This window comes from Microbacterium sp. E-13 (assembly GCF_049912955.1).
In the GTDB taxonomy this organism is placed as follows: Bacteria; Actinomycetota; Actinomycetes; order Actinomycetales; family Microbacteriaceae; genus Microbacterium.
Map to the genome: position 1 here is coordinate 1,251,291 of NZ_CP183973.1, position 21,554 is coordinate 1,272,844.

The following is a 21,554-nucleotide window of genomic DNA, read 5'->3' on the forward strand; positions in this document are numbered from 1 at the left end:
TCGAGAACCCGGAGGTTCGCATGCTCGTCGCCTTCTCCGTCGCCCCCAGTGGAACCGGTCGCGCCGACGGCTCGGTGCACGACGCCGTGGCCGCCGCCGTCCGCGTGGTTCGCGACAGCGGGCTGCCGCACCGCACGACGTCGATGTTCACCGAGATCGAGGGGGAGTGGGATCAGGTGATGGGCGTCGTCAGGGGCGCGGTCGAGGCGGTCGAGCCGTTCGGCTCCCGCGTCTCGCTGGTGTTGAAGGCCGACATCCGCCCCGGGTTCTCCGGAGAGATCGACGGCAAGATCGAGCGCCTGGAGGCGGCGATCGACCGCCAGGCGGCTGACCCCGACGCCGGCTGACGCGGGCGGACGGGCACCGCTCGTTCGGGCGTCCCGTGCTGTGGTAAGAAGTCTTGCCGAATCGATTCGACCGAGGGAGGGAATGCCGCTATCGTGAGCTGGTGACCTCCTCGAATCTGACGAGGGGGGCGGCGACGTGGGCGCTCCTTTCCCTCGCCGTCGGCAGCTTCGGCATCGGTATGACCGAGTTCGTCGTGATGGGGCTGCTCCCGAACATCGCGCACGATCTGCTGCCGTCGCTGTGGGCGACGAACTCGGAAGACGCCATCGCGCAGGCCGGCTGGCTGATCTCGCTGTACGCGCTCGGCGTCGTCGTCGGCGCCCCGACCATCGCCGGGGCGGTCGCCAGATATCCCCGCCATCGGGTGATGATCGGGCTGGCACTGGCACTCACCATCTTCAACGCGCTGACCTTCCTGGCGCCGACGTTCGAGTGGGTCGCAGCATCCCGTTTCCTGGCGGGTCTGCCGCACGGTGCCTACTTCGGCATCGGGGCGCTCGTCGCGGCCGACGTGCTCGGCCCCGGCATGAGGGCGAAGGGCGTCGCGTTCGTACTGACCGGGCTCACCGTCGCCAACGTCGTCGGCGTGCCGCTCGGAACCTTCCTGGGACAGCAGGTGGGGTGGCGCTCCGCCTTCATGGTCGTCGCGGCGATCTTCGCCTCGGCGACGATCCTCATCACGTTCTTCGTGCCCGAGCATCCGGGTGACCCGAGCCGCACCATGCGCGCCGAGCTCAAGGTGTTCGGCATCGGGCAGGTCTGGCTCGCACTGGGGGTGGGGGCGATCGGCTTCGGCGGCTTCTTCGCCGTGTACAGCTACATCGCACCTCTCGTCACCGACGTCGCGGGCTCGCCCGCGTGGGTGGTGCCGATCGTCCTCGTGATCATGGGGCTCGGCATGACGGTCGGAAACCTCGTGGGCGGGCACCTCGCCGACGTCGACCTGAAGCGCACTCTGGTCGGCGGGCTCATGGTCCTTGCACTCGTTCTCGCCCTCCTCGCCGCGACCGCGCAGTGGATCTGGACGCTGGGCTTCTTCGTCTTCGCGACCGGCTTCGTCGCGTCAGCGCTGAGTCCCACCATCCAGACCCGGCTCATGGACGTGGCACAGGACAACCAGTCGATCGCCGCCGCGCTGAACCACTCCGCACTCAACATCGGCAACAGCCTCGGCGCGTTGCTCGGCGGCGTCGTGATCGCGGCGGGCTGGGGGTTCCGCGCCCCCGCGTGGGTGGGGGTCGTGCTCGCCGCGGCGGGCCTGGCGCTCGCGGTGGCCAGCCTCCTGGCCGAGCGTCGGCGCGCGCTCGTCGCCGCGTAGCCGTCCCCGCTTTCGTCGGACCGTCGCGGTGACGCCTCTCGCGCGCGCCGGATAGCGTGAACCCATGCCGCAGCCCACGCCCGCCGACCGTGCCGTCCAGGCGCTGACCGACTCGATCGGCGGCGCACGGACGCGTCGCCCCGAGGACGCGCGGGATCCCGCCGTCCCGGTGGCCGGTACCGTCCTGCTCCTGCGCGACGGCGCCGACGGTCTCGAGGTGCTGATGATCGAGCGGCCCGACCGCGGCTCGTTCGCCGGGGCGTGGGTGTTCCCCGGAGGCAAGCTCGAGCCGGCGGACAGGGGCGCGGAGCGCGAGCCGGAGGAGGCGGTCGCGCGCCGTGCGGGCGCGCGCGAGACGCGCGAGGAGACCGGGCTCGCCGTCGAGCCGTCCGATCTCGTGACGCTCTCGTGCTGGGACCCGCCCCCGGGGCTCGCCCTGCGGATCCGCACCTGGTTCTTCGTCGCCCGCGCGGTGGCCGGCACCCTCGCGCTGTCCGCCGACGAGACGGTCGCCGCCGAGTGGGTGAGTCCCGCCGAGGCTCTCGCGCGGCACGGCCTCGGCCGACTCACCCTGTACCCGCCGACCTGGGTCACCCTCCACGGTCTCTCGGGTCACGATGATGTCGCATCCGTGCTCGGCGCGGCACGCCTCGGTGGGGTCCAGCACTTCGAGACGGTCGCGCGACGCGGTGGCGAAGGCCCCCTGCTGCTCTGGCAGGGAGACGACGAGTGGGATCCGGATGCCGGGGCCGCGGCCGCCGGATCCCGTCATCGCCTCGAGATCGGCGCTCTCCCGTGGCGTTACCAGCGCACCGGTTGATGCGCGCTCACGCGCCGATGACGCCCGCCACGCGCACGAGGTCGGCGAAGGTGAACCGACCGGCGACGGCGCTCGGCAGCGTCGGCGCGAACGTCACATTCAGCAGCGAGAGCGCGTCGCGCCGCATCATCGTCACGAAGGTGTCGGCGACGATCTTGGCGCCGAGCGGACCCAGGTGCTCTCCGCCGGTCTTCACCATCGCCTCGCGAAGGACGTAATACCACAGCGGCGTCTTCTCGAGGAGGAGCCCGCTCTGCTGCTGCAGCACGGCGATCTCGTCCGCGGGCAGGCCCGCAGTGAGCTCGGGCGTGGTGAGCGCGGGCACACCGAGTGCGGCCGCCGTCGCCTGCCCGCTGGGCAGACCGAGCACGAGGCCGCGCAGCAGATTGCGCGCTGCGAGCACTCCCATGAGCTCGTTGGGCAGACCGTTGCCGTCGAGGTCTTCGAGGGCGCTGGCGAGCACACTGTCGATCTTGCGGGCGTTGTTGAACACCGGAACCGCGAAGCCGGTCTCGAAGAACGCGTTGAAATCGACCACCCAGTTCGATCGCACCGGCAGATGCGGCTCGTGGATGAACGCGAAGACGTCGCTCATCGGCTTGTTGCGCAACTCGAAGTTCAGCCAGTACTCGTCGCGGATCATGCTGTGCCCGAACCGGTAGGCGGCGACGGAGAACTCCACCGGCATCTGGAACGGGCTGCCGACCGACGCCGTCACCGACGCCAGCGCGTCGTCGACGGCGGCCTGGCCGCAGATCCGCGGCAGGAAGTCGTGCAGCACCGCCCACTGGTAGTGCAGAGTGGCCAGTCGCTTCGCCTCGACGAACACGTCGCCGGTGAATCCAGACGCCACGAGCGAGTCCACGATCGCGTTGTGGAAGCGCAGCATCGCGTGGTGCAGCTGCGAGACGATGAGATTCTCGTTGTTGCGCGGGTCGCCGATGATCGCCGTGAGCGCCGACGTGCGCGGCACGTCGAAGTCGGTGTGCGCGACCATCCCGCCTGCGCCTGCCGCGCCGCCGGCGCCGCCGAGGCCGCTGGGCAGGTTCGAGCCGAGCAGCATCCGGAACGCTGACGGCGGCTCCCCGGGCGCCGGGGGAGCGTAGAGGAACGCGTCGACGGCGGGACCCTTGCCGTACACGCTGTCGAGATCGAGCATCGGCGAGCGCATGTTGTTGATGACGTTCGCGTCGACGAGCGACGGCGCATCCAGAGCCGATGAGACGTCGAGGGTGATGTCGTGGTCGACGAACTGCCCGACGTAGGTGTACCCCGACGGGGTCGCGGAGTCGGGGGCCGTCTCGCGTCCGCTGTTGCCCATCAGATGCCCGAGCTGCGTCAGCAGGTCGCGGCTGGCGGCGTCGAGGGGAAGGCGGCTGGCCCGCCGCACCCGTCCTTTCGTCAGATACCCGAATTTGTCGGCGTCGGATGCGAAGACGTCGTGCGCGGGGAAGTAGCCGAGCGAGAACTTCGCCCCGTGGAACCTCCCGTGCCCGGGTCTGACGAGTTCGAGCGACGCCCTGATGTCGACGGGGAGCCGCTTCTCCCCACCCCCGCCGGGCGAGCGCTCGCGGGTTCCGTCGAGGCCCAGCTGCTCGCGAAGGAAGGGCTGCGCGACGAACGCGTCTTCGGGCGACTCGGCGCCCGGCCTGGTAGCAGTGCTCATGATTCCCTCCTTGGGACTTATGCCCAGTGGGAGAGGGGCGTCGCGCCGACGGTGATACCGCGACGTCTGCGTCAGGACTCGAGCAGCCGCCGCAGGTGGGCACCGACGGCGGTCGTCTCGATGAGGAACCCGTCGTGGCCGAAGTCGCTGGAGAGCACGACGGCGCGGTCGCCGTCGAGGGTGTTGCGGATGCCCCGCGCGATGCGGTGCTGGCCGTCGATGGGGAAGAGCCGGTCGCTGTCGATGCCGAGCACGAGGGTCTTCGCGGTGACGCGGGCGAGGGCGTCTTCGACGCCCCCGCGATCGCGACCGACGTCGTGCGAGTTCATGGCCTCGACGAGCGTGATGTAGGAGTTGGCGTCGAAGCGCCGCGTGAACTTGTTGCCGTGGAAGTCCAGGTACGACTCGACCGCGAAGCGGCCGCCGTGGCCAAGCGGGCTCACGCCGGACTGCCACGTGCGCTGGAACCGCTGATTGAGCTCGGTGGGGGAGCGATAGTTGAGCAGGGCCATCCGCCGGGCGAGCGCGAGCCCGCGGGTCGGCCCGTCGCCGTCGCCGGCGTCGTAGTACTCGCCGCCCTGGAAGCGCGGGTCGATGCGGATCGCCTCGAGCTGCACCGAGTTCAGCGCGACCTGGTCGGCGGTGTTGACGGGCGGCGCCGAGAGGATGCCGACCCGCTCCACGCGGTCGGGCAGCGAGATCGCCCACTCGAGCGCATGCATACCGCCCATCGAGCCGCCGAAGACGGCCGCCCAGGCGTCGATGCCGAGCGCGTCCGCCAGGCGCACCTGCGCGGCGACCTGGTCCCGGATGGTGAGATACGGGAAGCGCGACGCCCATTCGTAGCCGTCGGGCCCGATGGATGCCGGACCGGTCGAACCCTGGCAGCCGCCCAGCATGTTCGGGGCGACGACGAACCAGCGGTCGGTGTCGATGGGGCCCCCGGGAGCGACGATGTCGTCCCACCAGCCGGACGTGGGATGCCCCGCCCCGGCCGGACCGCGCACATGGCTGTCGCCCGTGAGTGCGTGGAGGACGAGCACGGCGTTGTCGCGTTCCGCGTTCAGCTCACCCCACGTCTCGTAGGCGAGACGGTAGGCGGGAAGCTCCCGGCCGCCCTCCGTGCGGAACGCGCCGAACGCGGCGAAGTGCCGGTTGCCGAGCGGGTCGCCGTCGCGCCACGCGCCCGTCGCGGGCGGACGGCCGAGGAGCGAACGGGCGTCGGCCTCCGTGACGGGCGCGCTCGGCACCGTGTCTTCGGAGGTCTGCCAGTCCATCCGTCCATTCTCCCCGGTGGGAAAGAGGCCACGTCGGACTGTTACGCCCACGGAGGCACCGCGCACAGAATGACGGATGCCTCGTCCCCGCGCAGTGCGCCGGGACGAGGCATCCGCTCACCCGAGGAGGAGGGTTCAGGCGCGTGCCGCCTCCGACACCCGGCGCGCGGCCGCCAGAGCCTGCTCGAGGTCGGCCTTGAGGTCGTCGATGTTCTCGAGACCCACCGAGAGACGCACGAGGCCCGGGGTGACGCCGGTCGTGAGCTGCTGCTCGGGCGTCAGCTGCGAGTGCGTGGTCGACGCGGGGTGGATGACGAGCGAGCGCACGTCGCCGATGTTGGCCAGGTGGCTGAAGAGGGTCAGCGAGTTGACGAACGCGCGGCCCGCCTCGACGCCGCCCTTGAGCTCGAACGACAGCACCGCGCCGACGCCCTTCGGGGCGTACGCGTTGGCGGCGGCGTACCACGGCGAGGTCGGCAGACCCGAGTAGTTCACCGACGCGACGTCACTGTGGTTCTCGAGCCACTCGGCGATCTCCTGCGCGTTCTGCACGTGGCGCTCGACGCGCAGCGACAGCGTCTCGATGCCCTGGATGAGCAGCCATGCGCTGTTCGGCGAGATCGCGGAGCCGAGGTCGCGCAGCAGCTGCACGCGGGCCTTGATGATGTACGCGAGGCCGTCGCCGACCGCGGCCGTGTACGACGCACCGTGGTACGAGGGGTCCGGGACGGTCAGGCCGGGGAACTTCTCGACGTTCTTCGACCACTCGAACGTGCCGCCGTCGACGATCACGCCGCCGATCGTCGTGCCGTGGCCGCCGAGGAACTTCGTGGCCGAGTGGACGACGATGTCTGCGCCGTGCTCGAACGGCTTGATGAGGTACGGCGTCGCGATGGTGTTGTCGACGATGAGCGGCACGCCGCCCTCGTGTGCGACGTCGGCGACGCCGCGGATGTCGAGCACGTTGATCTTCGGGTTGCCGATGGTCTCGGCGAAGAACAGCTTCGTGTTCGGGCGCACCGCGCGGCGCCACTCCTCGAGGTCGTCCTGGTTCTCGACGAACGTGACCTGGATGCCGAGCTTGGCGAGCGTGTACTTGAAGAGGTTGTACGTGCCGCCGTAGATCGAGCTCGACGAGACGATGTGGTCGCCGGCCTCGGCGATGTTGAGGACCGCGAAGGTCGCAGCCGCCTGGCCGCTCGCGAGGAGGAGTGCCCCGGTGCCGCCTTCGAGGGCCGCCAAGCGCTCTTCCACGACTGCCTGCGTCGGGTTCTGGATGCGCGTGTAGATGTTGCCGAACTCGGCCAGCGCGAAGAGGTTCGCGGCGTGGTCGGCGTTGTCGAACACGTACGACGTGGTCTGGTAGATCGGCGTCGCGCGAGCCTTGGTCACCGGATCGGGCTGAGCCCCCGAGTGAATCTGCTTGGTCTCGAAACGCCAGTTCTCGGGTGCGGACATGGCATGACTCCTGCGGGATCGGGATGCCGGGAGCGTGCCCCCCAGCCGGGTTCGAGAGTACGGAGAACCCGGTGCTGTCAACAACACGGGGGAAATGTGACGTAACGCGCTCGACACAGCTCGCCCGCCTCTTTCCGGTTCGTTCGCCGCAGATGCACGCGGTCCCTCGGTGTGTCGCGTGCATCCGTGACGAGCGAACAAGGCGGGCGCGGGTGGGTAGCGTTGACCCATGGCGAACAGACGTGCGGTGGTGACCGGGGCGAGCTCGGGGATCGGCGAAGCTGCAGTGCGCGCACTGCGCGCGACCGGCTGGGACGTGGTGGGGGTCGCGCGGCGCGCCGACCGGCTCGCGGCGCTCGAGGCCGAGACCGGTGCCGTCGCGTTCGCCGCCGACCTGACCGCCGATGCCGACGTGGCGGCGCTCGCCGCCTTTCTCGCCGATTCGGGTCCGGTCCACGCGCTCGTCCACGTCGCCGGCGGCGCACGGGGGACCGACCGCGTGGAGGACGGACGCGTCGAGGACTGGCAGTGGATGTTCGAGGCGAACGTGCTGTCGGCACAGCGGCTCGTCGCGGCGCTGCTGCCGCTGCTGCGCCGGGCAGCGGCATCCGACGGCCACGCCGACACGCTCTTCGTCACCTCCACGGCGGCGACGACGGCGTACGCCGGGGGAGCGGGCTACAACGCCGCGAAGGCCGCCGAGGCGATGATCGCGCACGCGCTGCGCCTCGAGCTGAACGGGGAGCCCATCCGCGTCGTCGAGATCGCGCCCGGGATGGTCTACACCCCCGAGTTCACACTGAACCGTCTCGGCGGCGACAGCGCCGCGGCCGAGCGGGTGTACGAGGGGGTGCGCAACCCGCTGACGGCCGACGACGTGGCCGACGTGATCGCCTACGCACTGAATGCGCCGGGACACGTCAACCTCGACCTCGTCACCATGCGTCCCGTCGCCCAATCGGCCCAGCACCTCCTCGCGCGCGGGCCGCTGCGTCCGCGGGGCACGGAGGAGCTGTGACGCTCACGAGCGGCACCGTCGTCACCTATCCGGCCGGCGCCCTCGCGTCGCGCGGCACGGTGGTGCTCGTGACGGACGCCGGCGACGGCAGGCGGGCGGTGGTGCTCGATGAGACGGCGTTCCACCCGGTCGACACCGCCTGGCCCGACCAGCCCGTCGATCGCGGCGCGCTGAGGATCGGCGACACGGAGATCCCGGTCCTCGATGCGGTGGTCGCGGCGACGCAGGGGGAGGAACTGCTCCTCGGACCCGGCGTGCCCGTGCGCACCGGCAGCGAGGGATGGACGTTCGCGGTCGCCCATCTGGTGGACGGCTCCGCACCCGTCGATCTGGGCGACACCGTCCAGGTGACGGTCGACGCCGACCACCGCGCGGCGCTCTCCGCCGGGCACACCGCGTGCCACCTCGCCTCGCTCGCCCTCGACGCGGCGCTGGCCGCCGCCTGGCGCAAGGATGCTCCGGCGGACGCGCTCGGTGCCCCGGCGTTCGATGCGCTCGCGATCCAGGAGTCGCGGATCCTGCCGGACGGGTCGCGCGACGTCTACCGCATCGGCAGATCCCTCCGTCGCAAGGGGTTCGACCCCGCGGCCCTGGACGACCTGCCGGGCCTCGCCGTTCACGTCGACGCGCAGCTCGCGGAGTGGATCGCCGCGGGCGGCGCCGTGCGGATCGACCGTGACGGAGACCTGCTCGCCGACCGGCGCACCTGGGTGTGCGAGCTGCCCGGCGGGCAGGCACGCATCCCCTGCGGCGGAACGCATCTCCGCAGTCTGGCCGATCTGTCGGCGGCGACCGTGTCATTCGCGGCGACGGAGGTCGAGGGCGGCCTCGAACTGGTGATGACGACGACGGCGAAGCGGGCCTGACATGGCGATGTCGCTCCCCGAGCTCGCCGAGGCGGGTCTCATCGATCCGGACTGGTCTGCCGCGCTCGCTCCGGTCGGGCCCGACATCACGGCGCTCGGCGACCGGCTCCGCGCCGAGGTCGCGGCGGGACGACACTATCTGCCGGCGGGCGACCGGGTGCTGCGCGCGTTCCGCCGCCCGTTGCAGGACGTCAAGGTGCTGATCGTCGGGCAGGATCCGTACCCCACGCCCGGCCACCCCATCGGGCTGTCCTTCGCAGTCGACGCCCACGTCCGTCCGCTGCCGCGGAGCCTGGGCAACATCTATCAGGAGCTCGAGTCCGATCTCGGCATCCCGCGTGCTCCGCATGGCGACCTGTCGGCGTGGAGCGACCAGGGCGTCATGCTTCTGAACCGGGTGCTCACGGTCGCACCCGGGGCGCCGGCCTCCCATCGCGGCTGGGGGTGGGAGAAGGTGACCGAGCACGCCATCCGCACCCTCGTCGCGCGTGACAGGCCGCTCGTCGCGATCCTGTGGGGGAGGGATGCCGCGAACCTGCGCCCCCTCCTCGGCTCGACGCCCATCATCGAGTCGGCGCATCCGTCCCCGCTTTCCGCGAGCCGCGGCTTCTTCGGCTCCCGCCCGTTCTCCCGTGCGAACGAGCTGCTCGCCCGGCAGGGCGCCGAACCCGTCGACTGGCGACTGCCCGCCTGAGGCGGCCGGTCCGAAACGATCAGGAGGAGCGAATGCTCGAGGAGGAATACGAGAAGGACCGCCGCCGGCTGCCGCGCCATCTGCAGCGGCAGCCCGAACCGGAGCGGCCCTTCTCGTACGAGATCCGGCCCGTGGAGGACCGTGACATCCCCGACATCTGCGAGATCTACAACTACTACGTGACCAACTCCGTCGTGACTTTCGACGAGGAAACGTGGACGGTCGCGCAGTGGCGGAAGAAGCGCGACGGACTCGCCAGGCAAGGACTGCCGTTCATCGTCGCGGAGTCGCCGTCGGGTCAGATCCTGGGGTACGCCCTCGTGCAGCCGATGTCGAGCAAGTCGGCGTATCGGTTCTCGGTGGAGAACTCCATCTACCTCGGCCAGGCCGCAACCGGCAAAGGCCTCGGGCGAGCCCTCCTCGAGGCGTTGATCGAGGCCTGCGAGGCTGCGGGCATCCGCCAGATGGTCGCCGTCATCAGCGACAAGGGCGCCGAGGGCTCCGTCGCCCTCCACGAGAAGCTGGGGTTCGTCGAGGTGGGCCGCATGGGCAGGGTCGGCTTCAAGTTCGGCCGGTGGCTCGGCACCATCTACATGCAGAAGGCCCTCAAGCCCGCGAAGAAGAAGGGGCTGTTCGGCCGCTGAGCTCAGCGACCGGCCGCTCCCCGCTCCGGGCCGGCGCGGCTCCGATCCCGTACCGCATCGATCAGTCGGCGCCACGCGCCGACGACGTCGTCGTCGGGCAACCGGGCCTCGCGCGGGTCGGCTCCCGACCACGTCGCCCGGATCCACCACATGAATCCGTCGGGCACCGGGTTCGCCGCGACGAGGGACTGCCGCGAGCCGTCGTCGCCGGCACCGTCGTCAGAGGACGACGCAGTCGCTTCGTCCCAGGGACAGCTGTCGATGAGCGAGATCCATTCGGATGCCTCGGCCTCCGGCGGCTGAGCCGACCACCGTCGCGTGATGCCGGCGATACCGCCGGTGCGCGCGACCTCGACCTCGATCGCGGGGCCCGGGGCGGTGCCGCCCTCGAGCGCCTCTTCGGGATCAGGGTTGTGCGTCGTGGTCATCGGGGATCACACCGACGCTCGTCCACGCGGCGCGGACGGCGTCGACCTCCTCCGACTCCTCACCGTACTCCGCCGCGGCGGCCGTCAGGGTGGCGCGGGCGAACACCGTGAAGTCCGCCGTCGAGGGAAGCGTCCCCGCCGTGAGCGTGCGATACCAGATGAGTCCGGCCCGTGCCCACGCGTGGCCCCCGAGCGCCTGGGCGGCCAGGTAGAACGCGTGATTGGGAATGCCGGAGTTGATGTGCACACCGCCGTTGTCGTCGCGGGTCTCGACGTAGTCCCGCATGTGCGCCGGCTGCGGATCCTTCCCGAGCACGTCGTCGTCGTACGCCGTGCCGGGCGCAGCGAGGGACCGGAGCGCACGCCCCTGCACGGCATCGGTGAAGATCCCCTCCCCGATCAGCCAGGTGGCTTCATCGGCGGTCTGTCCGGCGTGGTGCTGCTCGGCGAGAGCGCCGAACACGTCGGCGATCGACTCGTTCAGCGCGCCCGACTGGTCGCGGTACAGCAGACCGCCCTCGTCTTCGATCACCCCGTGGGCGAGCTCGTGCGCGATGACGCTGAGCGACCCCGTGAAGCCGCGGAACACCTCGCCGTCGCCGTCGCCGAAGACCATGCGCTCGCCGTTCCAGAACGCGTTGTCGTAATCGCGCCCGTAGTGCACGGTCGCCGGCAGTGAGCTGCCGGAGCCGTCGATGCTGTCACGCGCGTAGGCGTCCCACCAGAAGTCGAACGTGGCGCCGAGCCCGTCGTACGACTCGTCGACGGCGGCATCGCCCGTGGCCGGGTCGTCCTCGCCGCGGACCCGGGTGCCCGGCAGCACCTGGCGGTTCTTCGCGTCGGAGATCTCGCGGTCGGGTGCGGGCGTCGCCTCCGCGACGAGGGTGCCCGGCTGCTCGATCGACAGCCGCAACCGCGAGCGTACGGGCCGGTAGTCCCTCGGCGCGGTGAGTGTGCGCTGTGCGGCCTCCGCCGCGCGGGCCCAGTTCTCCTCCTGCGCGGCGGCGATGCGGGCGAGCAGGTACGGCGGCACGATTCCGGGGCTCATGCTCCGAACCTATCGGCGCCCTCCGACGCCGTTGCCGCGGCGCGCCCCCCCAGCGCGGGCCTCGATGCTCACGCTGCCGAAAGCGTCGAACGCGTCCGTTCAGGACCGGCGCGACTGCCGGTTCCGGCAGCGCAGGCCCGGGGAACCCCGAGCAGCGCGAGCACGCGCGCGGATCAGCCGGCGTCGGCGTCGATGACGGGGATGGATGCCAGCAGCCGCCGTGTGTACGAGACCTGAGGCTGCAGCAGCACCTTCTCCGTCGGGCCCTCCTCGACGATGCGGCCGTCCTTCATCACGACGACCTCGTCGCAGAGGTTCTGCACCACGCCGATGTCGTGCGACACCAGGAGCAGGGTGAGCCCGTCGCGCGCGCGGAGCTCGGCCAGCAGGTCGAGGATCTGCGCGCGCACGGTGACGTCGAGCGCCGAGAGCGGCTCGTCACCGACGAGGAGGCGCGGACGGTGCACGATCGCCCGGGCGAGCGCGATGCGCTGCCTCTGACCGCCCGAGAACTCGTGCGGGAAGCGGTCGGCCATGCCGGCTTCCAGGCCGACCTGCTCGAGCACCTCGTGCACGCGGGCGCGCCGGTCGCCGCTGCCGGGACGGCCGTCTGCGCCGACCCCGAGCGCCCACAGCGGCTCGCCGACGATGCGGCCGACACTCATACGGGGATCGAGAGAGGCGTAGGGATCCTGGAAGACGATCCCGGTCTGGCGGCGCAGCCAGTGCAGCGAGCGCGCCGATGCGCTCGCGTCGACCGGCTGTCCGTCGAACTCGAGCGTGCCGGCGGTCGGGGTGTCGAGAGCGAGCAGGAGTCGCACGAGCGTCGATTTGCCCGAGCCCGATTCGCCGATGAGGCCGACGGCCGAGCCTTCCCGCACGTCGATGTCGGCGTCCTCGAGTCCCGTCGTGAAGGTGCGGCGCTCGAAGAGCGTGGTCTTCGGCACGGGGTAGCGCCGCGTCAGCCCGCGACCGCGGATGAGCGCGTTCACTCGATCCCTCCCGGGCGCCAGAGCGTCGCTGTGGCGTCGCGCAGCAGCCCCTGGGTGACGACGGATGCCGGAGCAGAGAGCAGCTGCGACACCGGTGCCTGCTCCACCACGCGTCCGTCCTCGAGCACCACGCCGTGCGTGGCGATCTGCGAGAGCACGGCGAGGTCGTGCGTGATGAACACGAGCGACATCCCGTCGTCGCGGGTGAGCGACAACAGCAGTTCGAGGATCTCCGCCTGGATCGTGACGTCGAGCGCGGTCGTCGGCTCGTCGGCGATCAGCAGCCGCGGCCGGCAGGCGAGCGCCATCGCGATCGCGACGCGCTGCCGCTGCCCGCCCGACAGCTGATGCGGGTAGCGCGCGACGATCCTCTCGGGATCGGGAAGCGCGACACGGGAGGCCTCGGCCACGGCGCGGACGGCGGCATCCCGCTTCGGCAGCCCCTCGTGGATGCGGATCGACTCGGCGATCTGGCGACCCACCGGGCGGATCGGATTGAGCGCGGTGCGCGGCTCCTGGAAGACGATGCCGATCTCATCGCCCCGCAGCTCCGCCAGCTCGCGGTCGGGCAGTCCGAGAATCTCGCGGCCGTTCCAGCGGACGCTGCCGGCGGCGGTCGCCCCGTCGGGAAGGAGGCCGAGGATCGCGAGCGCGGTCAGCGACTTGCCCGATCCCGACTCCCCGATGAGGCCGACGCGGGCGCCGTCCGGCACGTCGAACGAGACACCGTCGACGACGCGCCGATCCGCGATGTCGATCGTGAGGTCGTGCACCTCCAGGCTCACGAGACCACCTCCGGGATGTGCAGGCGCGCGCGGCGCGTCGCGAAGGGGCTGCGCGAGAGCGTCGGGTCGGTCGCCTCGCGGAGGCCGTCGCCGAGAAGGTTGAGGCCGAGCACTGTGAGTGTGATCGCGAGGCCCGGCCACACCACCGAGAGCGGGTGCACGGCGATGAACTGCTGCAGCTGGGCGAGCAGGAGGCCCCACGACGGCTCCGTGACGGGTGCGCCGAAGCCGAGATACGACAGCCCCGCCTCGGCGAGCACCGCGACGGCCATGCCCCACGACAGCTGCACGATGAAGACCGGCGCGACGTTCGGCAGCAGGTGGCGCCAGAGGTTCTGCGCGGGCGTGAGTCCCGCGGCGCGGCCGGCCAGCACGAAGTCGCTGTGCAGCACGCGCCGGAGCTCCGGGCGCGTCACACGGGCGATGTTGACCCCGAAGCCGATGCCGACGGCCCAGATCACGACCCACAGGGAACCGCCCCACACCGCGGAGATCATCATGGCGATGATGAGCACGGGGAACGCGATGAGGATGTCGACGAACACCGCCACCGACTCGCGCACCCAGCGGGCGGTGAGAGCCCCCAGGGCCGCGAGCGCGACGCCGATCACGGTCGCGACGATGCCGGCGCCGACGGCGACGAAAACGGTCGTGCGGGCGCCCGCCATGAGAAGGCTCAGGATGTCGCGACCCGACCCGTCGGTGCCGAGCAGGTGCGGCCAGCCGGGCGGCGCCCAGCGCTGGGAGATCTCGACCTTCTGCGGATCGAACGGCGTCCAGAAGCGCGCCACGAGAGCCGTGAGACCCACCACCGCGACGACGATGAGGCCGAAGCGCCCGGTCGACAGCCCCCACAGCCGTCCGAGCCAGGCCCACCGCGACGGGCGCCGGCGCTGCGGCGCCGTCGCGGCATCCAGGACCTCTCCGTGTCCCGGGTCTGGCGGCAGACGAGGGGTGGTCATGAGGCTTCCCGCTGGCGCGGGTCGATGACCCGGTGCACGAGGTCGACCACGAACCCGACGATCAGCACGAACCCGGTGAGGGCCAGCAGCTCGCCCTGCACCTTCGGCAGGTCGCGTGCGGCGACGTCGGCCACGAGCATGCGGCCGATGCCCGGGAGCGAGAACAGCTGCTCGATCACCACGGCGCCCACGATGATGCCCGCCACCTGCAGCCCCAGCACCGTGATCACGGAGAGCCCTACGACGGGGAGCCCATGGCGGATGAGCGCCTGGTCGCGCGTGAGCCCCTTGGCCGCGCCGGTGCGCACGAAGTCCTGACCGACCGCCTGAAGCGTGGCGCTGCGAACGAAGCGCAGCAGCATGGCGCCCTCGACGATGCCGATGGTCAGTGCCGGCAGGATGAGAGACCGCAAGGCGGCCCAGGGGTCGCTCCAGCCCGCGCGCGGGAATCCCTGCGCAGGGAGCCATCCGAGCCAGACGGCGAACACCACCACGAGCATCATGCCCGCCCACACCACCGGCACCGCGGCCAGTGCCTGTGCGCCCACGCTGAGTCCGGTGCCGGCTGCGCGCCCTCGTCGCATCGCCGAGAGCACGCCGAGCGGCACGCTGATGACGACGGCGATGAGGAGCGAGAGGATGCCGAGGGGCACGGTGACCTCGGCCTTCTGGGCCAGCTCGTCCACGACGCTCGACCCCGTGAGGAGCGACGTGCCCAGATCGCCGCGGAAGAGGCCCCCGAGCCACTCGAGGTACTGCTGCGCCAGCGGCCGGTCGAGGCCGAGCTGCTCGCGGATGGCGTCCAGCTGTTCTGGACTGCTGCCGACGCCCGCGATGAGGTGGGCGATGTCGCCGGGGAGCACCCGCAGAGTGAGGAAGATCAGCACGCTGGCCACGAGCAGCCCGAGCAGGAGCAGGGCGAATCGGGTCAGCGTGTAGCGGATCACCCGTTGCTCTTGGCGATCTCGGCCACGTTCAGGCGCTCGTTCACGTTGATCGACGGCATACCGGCGATGTTAGTGCCGACCGCGACGACCGAGGCCCCGTTGTAGAGCCAGTCCGCTGCGTGGTCCTCGGAGACGATCCGGGCCGCCTGCTCGAGAAGGTCGGCCGCCTCGGCCTCATCGGTCGCCGCCACCGACTGGGCGTACAGGTCCTGCACCTCCGGGTTGTCGTAGGTGAAGTAGTAGTCGGGGTCGGCCCAGTTCTCGAAGTCGCGGGCCTCGGTGTGCAGCACGAAGCTCAGCTCGTAGTCCTTGTTCGTGTACACGTCGGTCAGCCACGTGGTGAAGTCGACGGAGTCGACATCGAGGGTGATGCCCACCTCGTCGAGGTCCGACACGAGGATCTGCGGGATCGTCGTGGAGTAGAAGCTCGGGATCGTGAGGGTCAGCTCGAGGTCCTCGGCGTCCGCCTCCTTGAGGAGCGCCTTCGCGGCCTCCGGGTCGTACGGGGCGACGTCGGAGAGATCCTCGTAGCCCGGGTCGAGCTCGGGAATGGGACCGTACTGCGTCTGGCCCGACCCCAGCGCCTCGATGATCGCGTCATGGTCGATCGCCTGGCGGATGGCCTGTCGCACCCGCTTGTCGGCGAGCGGGCCCGACGTCTGGTTGAAGGCGAGCGTGCCCTTGTCGGTGGAGGCGCCGAGCACCAGTGAGAAGTCGCCGCCGGCCTCGACCTGGTCCTTCAGGTTCGCGTCGAAGCCGGTCAGAACGTCGACCTCTCCCGCGAGGGCCGCGTTCAGGGCCGCCTGGTTGTCGGGGATGTAGTCGAACACGACCTCGGCGGCGCCGGCCTTGTCGCCCCAGTAGGAGTCGTTGCGCGTGAACGTGATGCTGTCGCCCTGGCGCCAGTTCGCCAGCACGAACGGGCCCGTGCCGTTCGTCTTCGTCTTGTAGTCGACGGTGTCGCCCTCTTTGAGCACGATGCCCGCGCGCCCGGTGAGGTTCCAGAGCAGCGTCGAGTCGGTGGCGCTGAGCGTGAGCGTGATCTCCTGGCCCTCGGCGGTGATCGACGAGACGTTCGCGAGGCGCGCCGAGTCACGCCACTCCGGGGTGTCGCGCCGGGTGGTGAGCGACCACACGACGTCCTGCGGGGTCAGGGCCTGGCCGTCGTGGAAGGTCACGCCCTCGCGGAGGGTGAACGTGTAGGTGAGGCCGTCGGGGGAGACGGTCCAGTCGCTCGCGAGCGCGGGGACGATGTCCTGCTCGGGCGTGCGGGCCACGAGCCCCTGGTAGATGTTGTCGACGAGGATCTGGTCGAGCGCCGAGCCGGCCGTCTGCCGGATGTCGAGGTTGCCGGGCTCCAGCACAAGGCGGATCGCCACCGACGCGTCGGGGTCGGGCTCGCCCGTCGCCGTGGGCCCGGTGCCGCCCCCGCCCCCGCTGCAGGCGGTGAGGACGAGAAGGCCGGCGGTCAGCAGCGCGGCTGCTGAGAGCGTGGTGCGACGGAGCATGGAGGTCCTTTCGGGAGGGTCCCGCGAGCTGTACGGGCACACGGCGACCAGCGCGCCGAACCCGGTGCGGATATCAGCCTAGGGATATCGCGGCGACGTCCGGCTACTCGGTACTCGGAACGCAACACAAGTGTTAATGCTTCCCGGCGACATCCCGATCCCTGGCGTGGGGTGCCGTCGGTAGTCTGGCGTCATGACGGCAGAACACCGCGTGCACCTCTCGCGAGCGGCGCGACCCGCCTATCAGGCGCTCTCGGCCTTCTCGAAGACCGTCGGCGGACTCGCCGCCGAGAACGGCATCGACGACCGCCTCAAGGAGCTCGTGCAGATCCACGCCTCCCAGCTCAACGGCTGCGCGTACTGCGTGCGCGTGCACGTGGAGCGGGCCATGGCCGCCGAGGTGACGGCCGACGACATCGCGCAGCTGCCCGTGTGGCGCGACTCGGGCGTCTTCTCCGACCGCGAGCGCGCGGCGCTCGAACTCGCCGAGGCGTATGTCTACATCCACGACGACGGCATCCCCGACGAGGTGTACGACCGCGTCGGCGGCGTGCTCAGCGAGAAGGAGTACGTCGCGCTCAGCTGGATCCTCGTGTCGATCAACGCGTTCAACCGCATCGCCATCGCGGGGCGCTACAGCGTGCCGCCGCGCGACGACCTGGCCGGCGAAGACAAGGACGCCGCCGCGGGCGCGGCGTGGTGACCGACGACCCGCCGCCCGCCGATCCGCCGGACGCGGCGGATCCGGACCCTCTGACGTTCACCGACCCGGTGGTTCCCGGCGCGGTGAATCTCCGCGACGTCGGCGGCCTGCCGGCGGGCGCCACGACGACGCGCTACGGCGTCCTGTTCCGCTCGGGCAACCTGGCCCGGCTCGGCGGCAAGGGCGAGAAGGCGCTCGCGGCCCTCGGCCTGCGCCGCATCATCGACCTGCGCGCCGACGACGAGGTGGCGCGCGACCCCAGCCGGGTCGCCCGGCTGGATGTCGTGACGCAGCGCGTGCCGCTGTTCCTCGGCTCGGTCGACTCCTTCTTCCGTGACGACGTGAGCCTCGAAGAGATGTATCGCCTCATCATCGACGACTCGGCGGACGCCGTCGTGGCGGTGGTGCGGGGCATCCTCGCCGACCAGCCGGTGCTCGTGCACTGCACCGCGGGCAAGGACCGCACCGGCGTCACCGTGGCGCTGACGCTCGCCGCGGCGGGCGTCGACATCGACGCCGTCGTCGCGGACTACGCCCGCACCGAGGGATTGCTGCCGGCGCGGCGCAACCGATATGTCGTCGCACTGCTGCGATCCGTGCACCCCCGCGCGGTGAATGTCGAGGACCTCGTCGCGCGATCTCCTGCGCCCGTCATGCAAGCGCTTCTCGAAGACATCGCGGAGCGCTTCGGCTCCGCGGAGGAGTACCTGCGCTCGCACGGTCTGACCGGCGATGAGATCACCGAGCTGCGCCGCGTGCTGCTCCGGGATGAGGTGTGAGGCCGCAGCATCCGTCCGCTGCCACAGAGCGTCAGTGAGGTAAGGCAACCCTTTGTCAGCGGGTATAGTGAAGGTGTCATGCCTCACACGACCGCTCACCAGACCGCGCACAACGCCTCGGCGTGCCGTGCCTCGCGGCACACGCGGGTGCAGCACCTGATCACTGCCGACGAGTCGTCGCTGACCGAACTCGAGGCACTGCTCGCGACGCTGCCCATCTGCTCGACCGGCCGGGTCTTCATCGAGATTCCGGATGCCTCGTGGCTGGCCGAGATCGCCGCTCCGAGCCGCATGGTCGTGACGTGGCTCGACAGGTCGCAGCGCTCCGGGGCTCCCGGCACCGGGCGCGGCTGCGGCTCCGGCGAGGCGCTGACCCGCGCCGTCGCCGCGTGGGCCGGTGAGATGCTGTGCGCAGAGGACGACGAGACCCGCATTCACCTTTTGGGCGGCTACCTCGGCACCGCTGACATCGTGGATCACCTGGTCGAGCTCGGCATCCCGGCGGACGGGATCCACACCCCCGCGCAGTACGGCCTGGCCACCGCGCGGTGACAGGGGCCCGCCCGGCGCGCTGACCGGGTTTCCCGCCGCCCGCGGAGCCCTCTTGACGGGGTGTCCATCGGGGAGTTCGATGGGCGCGGGCGGGTTCGACGCCCGCCCTTTCCAGGGGAAGGGGCGCATCATGCGCAGGAAGATCATGCTGGGGATCGCTGTGGGAGCGATCCTCGCGCTGGGGTCGGCGGGCGGCGCGTTCGCCGGTGAGTACAACGCGAACGGCGAGGCGACGGGGGCGCGGAGCAACGCGAACTCGCCGTGTTCGTTCTCCGGGCTGGAGGATCACGAGAGCGACGGCTCCGGCGTGGAGCGCGGGGTCACCCAGAACTGGGGTCAGTTCGACCAGGCGGTGCGCAAGGCCGTGAGCCTCAATGGCGGAGGCGCCGCCGACGTGGTCATCCCCGGGCTGGGGGAGTGGGGCTGCAACGGCCACCTGCACGGACAGAAGTGATCCGCGGATGCGGCCGGGGACTCCCGGCCGCAGCCTGACGGGCCATCGCGCTCAGGCCGCGCCGCGCGGCACGTAGTTGCCGTCGGCGAGGCCTGCCTCGATCTCGAAACGGTTGCGCAGCGGATTGCGGCCGGCCAGCAGATACAGCAACGGCATGAGGACGCCGTACCGCTGCCACTGGCGCTTGTGAACCGCCTCGTGACGGAGGAGCGCGTCGGTCACGCGGTCGTCGCCGGTCAGGAAGCAGGCGCCGACGCACGAGCCGCCGCGCGGGAACGTCCATTTCGGCATTCCGCGGAAGACCCACAGGCCTTCCCGATGCTCCACGCGGCCGGTGCTCCAGAGGGAGCCCCACGCCCAGCCCACGGCGCAGCCGTAGAGGTAGCCCATGCGGCTCACCGGCGAGTCCAGCAGGAACGACGGGATGAGCGCGTCGATGCGGCGTCCGCGGACGACGGCATGCTCGGCCGCTGCGCGCCAGCCGGGCGGCGGCGTGGGGACAGGGCTCACGCGAGAGCGCCGATCACGCGAAGGATCGGGCCCAGGTCGTCGGTGGCCGCGGCGAGCGAGGCGGGGGAATAGCCGGCGAGCGAGGCGCCGACCAGCGGAACGCGCTGGCGCAGGCGTGCGAGGGCGCCGGTCAGTTCCCCCACAGTGACGCCGAACGGCTCGGGGTGAGCGTTGCCGGCGATCTCGGCGGGGTCGAGCGCGTCGATGTCGATGTGGACGTACACGGCGTCCGCGCCCGTCGCGAGCACCGCATCGGCGAGCGCATCGGCCTCGCGCAGTGCCTCGACGGTGAGTGCGGAGATGCCGAGTTCTTCGATCGCGGCGAGCTCCGGGTCATCGAACGAGCGCGCAGCGCCCACGACGACCCGGTCGGCAGTGACCTCGCCGTCCAGCGACAGGCCGGGGTCTCCGTCGCCGATCACCGCGCGCAGCACCATGCCGGCGAAGGCGCCGGAGGGTGAGGACGCGGGGGAGTTGAGATCGGGGTGCGCGTCGATCCACACCACCGCGAGCCCCGGCGCCCGGCGGGCGGCGTGCGCGATCGGTGCCAGGGCGACGCCGCAGTCTCCGCCGATCGTCAGGACCGGCTCGTCGGGGGCCGCGGCGTCGTGCGCGGCGAGGGCGTCGGCGACCATCCCGCGGATGCGCTGCAGCGCGCTGAGACGATGGATGCCGGAGCCCAGGGACTCCCCGGCCTCCATGGGTACGTCCAGCACCGTGGTGGACGAGCGCGGCAGGTCTCCCGCGATGGCCTGTGCGCCGTCGATGAGCTGCATCGCGCGCGTGGACGGGCTGCCCTGCCACTGCGGGACCACGAGGTAACGCGTCATCCCCTCATCTTCGCGCAGACGGCGGGCCGCGGCATCCGCAGCGCCCGCCGTTCGCTGCGGGCAGACGACGAGGGGCGCCCGGTCACGCGGACCCGGGCGCCCCTGATGGCGATCGGCGAGCTCAGTTCTCGATCGCGGCCTGCACGGGAGCGCCGGACTTCAGTGCGGCCAGGCGCGCCTCGACCTCGGTCAGCTCGCCGACGTCCTCGAGGGCGTTGAACTGCGCGTCGAGCGTCGATGCGGCCAGCTCCTGCTTGCCGGCGGCAAGGGCTTCCTGGCGGCGCACCTTGTCTTCGAACCGGCCGAGCTCGCTGGTGGGGTCGAGCACGTCGATCGACTTGACCGCGTCGTGCACCTTGTTCTGCGCCTCGGCCGTCTTGGCGCGCGCGAGCAGCTCGGAGCGCTTGGACCGCAGCTGCTCCAGCTTCTGCTTCATGCCGTTGAGGCCCTCTTTGAGCTTCTCGACGACCTCGTTCTGCGTCGCGATGGTCGGCGCGATCGCCTTCGCCTCGTTCTCCTCGCTGATCTGGCGCTGCAGCGCGATCTTGGCGAGGTTGTCGAACTTGTCGGCGTCGGCGGTGTTGCCGGTCCTGCGCAGCTCGTCGGCCTTGCGGCTCGCGGCGAGCGCCTTGTTCCCCCACTCGGCTGCCGCCTGGACGTCCTCCTGGTGGTCGCGCTCGAGCAGGCGCAGGTTGCCGATCGTCTCGGCGATGGCCGACTCGGCGTCGGCGATCGAGTTCGTGTAGTCGCGCACGAGCTGGTCGAGCATCTTCTGCGGGTCCTCGGCCGAGTCGAGGAGCGCGTTGATGTTCGCCTTCATGAGGGTCGAGATTCGACCGAAGATGGACTGCTTCGCCATCGGATTTCCTTCCTATCGGACTTCAGGTCTGGGTCGATGAATCTGGTGTGGGAGAGGGATGCCCCACCCCGCTGCGCGCGGGCGGCGC

24 protein-coding genes are annotated in these 21,554 nt (G+C 71.0%); 11 read left to right on the top strand and 13 right to left on the bottom strand.

Translation table 11 applies throughout. The features are described 5' to 3' along the window. The first annotated feature begins 20 nt into the window (after positions 1 to 20). The 3 genes from ACN9MP_RS05585 to ACN9MP_RS05595 all read left to right on the top strand — a co-directional run bounded on the left by ACN9MP_RS05585 (position 21) and on the right by ACN9MP_RS05595 (position 2,486). The gene (locus ACN9MP_RS05585) at positions 21 to 347 is read left to right on the top strand and encodes a thiamine-binding protein (protein WP_426324325.1); all 327 of its coding nucleotides are present in this window, start codon (positions 21 to 23) and stop codon (positions 345 to 347) included. 101 nt (positions 348 to 448) lie between these two features. Further along, positions 449 to 1,666: an MFS transporter gene (locus ACN9MP_RS05590; protein WP_426324326.1), complete on the top strand. Its 1,218-nt coding sequence runs from the start codon at positions 449 to 451 to the stop codon at positions 1,664 to 1,666. 64 nt (positions 1,667 to 1,730) lie between these two features. Further along, a complete protein-coding gene (locus tag ACN9MP_RS05595) occupies positions 1,731 to 2,486 on the top strand; it encodes an NUDIX hydrolase (RefSeq protein WP_426324327.1) in 756 nt (251 codons plus the stop codon). Positions 2,487 to 2,493: 7 nt separating this feature from the next. Here ACN9MP_RS05595 and ACN9MP_RS05600 read toward each other — a convergent pair whose 3' ends face one another. From ACN9MP_RS05600 to ACN9MP_RS05610, 3 genes are all read right to left on the bottom strand, one after another. Beyond that, a complete protein-coding gene (locus ACN9MP_RS05600) occupies positions 2,494 to 4,152 on the bottom strand; it encodes a peroxidase family protein (protein WP_426324328.1) in 1,659 nt (552 codons plus the stop codon). Between the two features lie 71 nt (positions 4,153 to 4,223). Continuing rightward, positions 4,224 to 5,429, bottom strand: coding sequence for a homoserine O-acetyltransferase MetX (metX, locus tag ACN9MP_RS05605; protein WP_426324329.1), 1,206 nt, complete (start codon positions 5,427 to 5,429; stop codon positions 4,224 to 4,226). Positions 5,430 to 5,564: 135 nt separating this feature from the next. Further along, positions 5,565 to 6,887, bottom strand: coding sequence for a bifunctional o-acetylhomoserine/o-acetylserine sulfhydrylase (locus tag ACN9MP_RS05610; RefSeq protein WP_426324330.1), 1,323 nt, complete (start codon positions 6,885 to 6,887; stop codon positions 5,565 to 5,567). A gap of 229 nt (positions 6,888 to 7,116) precedes the next feature. Between ACN9MP_RS05610 and ACN9MP_RS05615 the strand changes: the two genes are divergently transcribed. From ACN9MP_RS05615 to ACN9MP_RS05630, 4 genes are read left to right on the top strand one after another with little or no spacing between them, the layout of a single operon-like run. Next, positions 7,117 to 7,905, top strand: a complete 789-nt coding sequence (locus tag ACN9MP_RS05615; protein WP_426324331.1) for an SDR family oxidoreductase — start codon at positions 7,117 to 7,119, stop codon at positions 7,903 to 7,905. Further along, positions 7,902 to 8,771, top strand: a complete 870-nt coding sequence (locus ACN9MP_RS05620; protein WP_426324332.1) for a metal-dependent hydrolase — start codon at positions 7,902 to 7,904, stop codon at positions 8,769 to 8,771. The genes ACN9MP_RS05615 and ACN9MP_RS05620 overlap by 4 nt, the downstream gene beginning before the upstream one ends. A gap of 1 nt (position 8,772) precedes the next feature. Further along, positions 8,773 to 9,465 (top strand): uracil-DNA glycosylase, encoded by a 693-nt coding sequence (locus tag ACN9MP_RS05625; protein ID WP_426324333.1) that lies wholly within the window; start codon positions 8,773 to 8,775, stop codon positions 9,463 to 9,465. 32 nt (positions 9,466 to 9,497) lie between these two features. Then, complete coding sequence (locus ACN9MP_RS05630) at positions 9,498 to 10,109, top strand: GNAT family N-acetyltransferase (RefSeq protein ID WP_426324334.1); 612 nt, start codon at positions 9,498 to 9,500, stop codon at positions 10,107 to 10,109. A gap of 2 nt (positions 10,110 to 10,111) precedes the next feature. On the opposite strand, the gene ACN9MP_RS05635 is transcribed toward ACN9MP_RS05630, so the two are convergent. From ACN9MP_RS05635 to ACN9MP_RS05665, 7 genes are all read right to left on the bottom strand, one after another. Next, positions 10,112 to 10,537, bottom strand: coding sequence for a hypothetical protein (locus ACN9MP_RS05635; protein ID WP_426324335.1), 426 nt, complete (start codon positions 10,535 to 10,537; stop codon positions 10,112 to 10,114). Further along, positions 10,515 to 11,585, bottom strand: a complete 1,071-nt coding sequence (locus tag ACN9MP_RS05640; RefSeq protein ID WP_426324336.1) for a M4 family metallopeptidase — start codon at positions 11,583 to 11,585, stop codon at positions 10,515 to 10,517. The genes ACN9MP_RS05635 and ACN9MP_RS05640 overlap by 23 nt, the downstream gene beginning before the upstream one ends. Before the next feature lie 173 nt (positions 11,586 to 11,758). Next, positions 11,759 to 12,550 (bottom strand): ABC transporter ATP-binding protein, encoded by a 792-nt coding sequence (locus ACN9MP_RS05645; RefSeq protein WP_426325928.1) that lies wholly within the window; start codon positions 12,548 to 12,550, stop codon positions 11,759 to 11,761. A gap of 23 nt (positions 12,551 to 12,573) precedes the next feature. Next, positions 12,574 to 13,362, bottom strand: a complete 789-nt coding sequence (locus ACN9MP_RS05650; protein WP_426324337.1) for an ATP-binding cassette domain-containing protein — start codon at positions 13,360 to 13,362, stop codon at positions 12,574 to 12,576. Beyond that, positions 13,359 to 14,324 carry an ABC transporter permease gene (locus tag ACN9MP_RS05655; RefSeq protein ID WP_426324338.1) on the bottom strand — a complete coding sequence of 322 codons (966 nt, stop codon included), beginning with the start codon at positions 14,322 to 14,324 and terminating at the stop codon, positions 13,359 to 13,361. Before ACN9MP_RS05655 ends, ACN9MP_RS05650 begins: the two co-directional genes overlap by 4 nt. Then, on the bottom strand, positions 14,321 to 15,271 hold the full coding sequence (locus ACN9MP_RS05660) for an ABC transporter permease (RefSeq protein ID WP_426324339.1): 951 nt from the start codon (positions 15,269 to 15,271) through the stop codon (positions 14,321 to 14,323). Before ACN9MP_RS05660 ends, ACN9MP_RS05655 begins: the two co-directional genes overlap by 4 nt. Next, complete coding sequence (locus ACN9MP_RS05665; RefSeq protein ID WP_426324340.1) at positions 15,268 to 16,779, bottom strand: ABC transporter substrate-binding protein; 1,512 nt, start codon at positions 16,777 to 16,779, stop codon at positions 15,268 to 15,270. Before ACN9MP_RS05665 ends, ACN9MP_RS05660 begins: the two co-directional genes overlap by 4 nt. A 193-nt stretch (positions 16,780 to 16,972) precedes the next feature. Between ACN9MP_RS05665 and ACN9MP_RS05670 the strand changes: the two genes are divergently transcribed. The 4 genes from ACN9MP_RS05670 (at position 16,973) to ACN9MP_RS05685 (ending at position 19,267) form a co-directional block, all read left to right on the top strand. Next, positions 16,973 to 17,482: a carboxymuconolactone decarboxylase family protein gene (locus ACN9MP_RS05670; protein WP_426324341.1), complete on the top strand. Its 510-nt coding sequence runs from the start codon at positions 16,973 to 16,975 to the stop codon at positions 17,480 to 17,482. Beyond that, positions 17,479 to 18,261: a tyrosine-protein phosphatase gene (locus ACN9MP_RS05675; protein WP_426324342.1), complete on the top strand. Its 783-nt coding sequence runs from the start codon at positions 17,479 to 17,481 to the stop codon at positions 18,259 to 18,261. The genes ACN9MP_RS05670 and ACN9MP_RS05675 overlap by 4 nt, the downstream gene beginning before the upstream one ends. Positions 18,262 to 18,339: 78 nt before the next feature. Next, positions 18,340 to 18,813, top strand: coding sequence for an SIP domain-containing protein (locus ACN9MP_RS05680; protein ID WP_426324343.1), 474 nt, complete (start codon positions 18,340 to 18,342; stop codon positions 18,811 to 18,813). A gap of 130 nt (positions 18,814 to 18,943) precedes the next feature. Beyond that, positions 18,944 to 19,267: a hypothetical protein gene (locus ACN9MP_RS05685; RefSeq protein WP_426324344.1), complete on the top strand. Its 324-nt coding sequence runs from the start codon at positions 18,944 to 18,946 to the stop codon at positions 19,265 to 19,267. A gap of 51 nt (positions 19,268 to 19,318) precedes the next feature. Here the strand turns inward: ACN9MP_RS05685 and ACN9MP_RS05690 are convergent, their stop codons facing one another. The 3 genes from ACN9MP_RS05690 to ACN9MP_RS05700 form a co-directional block, all read right to left on the bottom strand. Then, positions 19,319 to 19,777, bottom strand: coding sequence for a Fe-S oxidoreductase (locus ACN9MP_RS05690; protein WP_426324345.1), 459 nt, complete (start codon positions 19,775 to 19,777; stop codon positions 19,319 to 19,321). After that, positions 19,774 to 20,607, bottom strand: a complete 834-nt coding sequence (locus ACN9MP_RS05695) for an arginase family protein (RefSeq protein WP_426324347.1) — start codon at positions 20,605 to 20,607, stop codon at positions 19,774 to 19,776. The genes ACN9MP_RS05690 and ACN9MP_RS05695 overlap by 4 nt, the downstream gene beginning before the upstream one ends. A gap of 121 nt (positions 20,608 to 20,728) precedes the next feature. After that, positions 20,729 to 21,466, bottom strand: a complete 738-nt coding sequence (locus tag ACN9MP_RS05700) for a PspA/IM30 family protein (protein WP_426324383.1) — start codon at positions 21,464 to 21,466, stop codon at positions 20,729 to 20,731. Between the last annotated feature and the right edge of the window lie 88 nt (positions 21,467 to 21,554).

Coding starts and splice junctions, on each gene's coding strand:
- ACN9MP_RS05610 (WP_426324330.1), bottom strand. CDS start 6,887: ATGTCCGCACCCGAGAACTGGCGTTTCGAGACCAAGCAGATTCACTCG.
- ACN9MP_RS05640 (WP_426324336.1), bottom strand. CDS start 11,585: ATGAGCCCCGGAATCGTGCCGCCGTACCTGCTCGCCCGCATCGCCGCC.
- ACN9MP_RS05615 (WP_426324331.1), top strand. CDS start 7,117: ATGGCGAACAGACGTGCGGTGGTGACCGGGGCGAGCTCGGGGATCGGC.
- ACN9MP_RS05700 (WP_426324383.1), bottom strand. CDS start 21,466: ATGGCGAAGCAGTCCATCTTCGGTCGAATCTCGACCCTCATGAAGGCG.
- ACN9MP_RS05635 (WP_426324335.1), bottom strand. CDS start 10,537: ATGACCACGACGCACAACCCTGATCCCGAAGAGGCGCTCGAGGGCGGC.
- ACN9MP_RS05585 (WP_426324325.1), top strand. CDS start 21: ATGCTCGTCGCCTTCTCCGTCGCCCCCAGTGGAACCGGTCGCGCCGAC.
- ACN9MP_RS05600 (WP_426324328.1), bottom strand. CDS start 4,152: ATGAGCACTGCTACCAGGCCGGGCGCCGAGTCGCCCGAAGACGCGTTC.
- ACN9MP_RS05685 (WP_426324344.1), top strand. CDS start 18,944: ATGCGCAGGAAGATCATGCTGGGGATCGCTGTGGGAGCGATCCTCGCG.
- metX (WP_426324329.1), bottom strand. CDS start 5,429: ATGGACTGGCAGACCTCCGAAGACACGGTGCCGAGCGCGCCCGTCACG.
- ACN9MP_RS05595 (WP_426324327.1), top strand. CDS start 1,731: ATGCCGCAGCCCACGCCCGCCGACCGTGCCGTCCAGGCGCTGACCGAC.
- ACN9MP_RS05665 (WP_426324340.1), bottom strand. CDS start 16,779: ATGCTCCGTCGCACCACGCTCTCAGCAGCCGCGCTGCTGACCGCCGGC.
- ACN9MP_RS05670 (WP_426324341.1), top strand. CDS start 16,973: ATGACGGCAGAACACCGCGTGCACCTCTCGCGAGCGGCGCGACCCGCC.
- ACN9MP_RS05655 (WP_426324338.1), bottom strand. CDS start 14,324: ATGACCACCCCTCGTCTGCCGCCAGACCCGGGACACGGAGAGGTCCTG.
- ACN9MP_RS05625 (WP_426324333.1), top strand. CDS start 8,773: ATGGCGATGTCGCTCCCCGAGCTCGCCGAGGCGGGTCTCATCGATCCG.
- ACN9MP_RS05680 (WP_426324343.1), top strand. CDS start 18,340: ATGCCTCACACGACCGCTCACCAGACCGCGCACAACGCCTCGGCGTGC.
- ACN9MP_RS05630 (WP_426324334.1), top strand. CDS start 9,498: ATGCTCGAGGAGGAATACGAGAAGGACCGCCGCCGGCTGCCGCGCCAT.
- ACN9MP_RS05695 (WP_426324347.1), bottom strand. CDS start 20,607: ATGACGCGTTACCTCGTGGTCCCGCAGTGGCAGGGCAGCCCGTCCACG.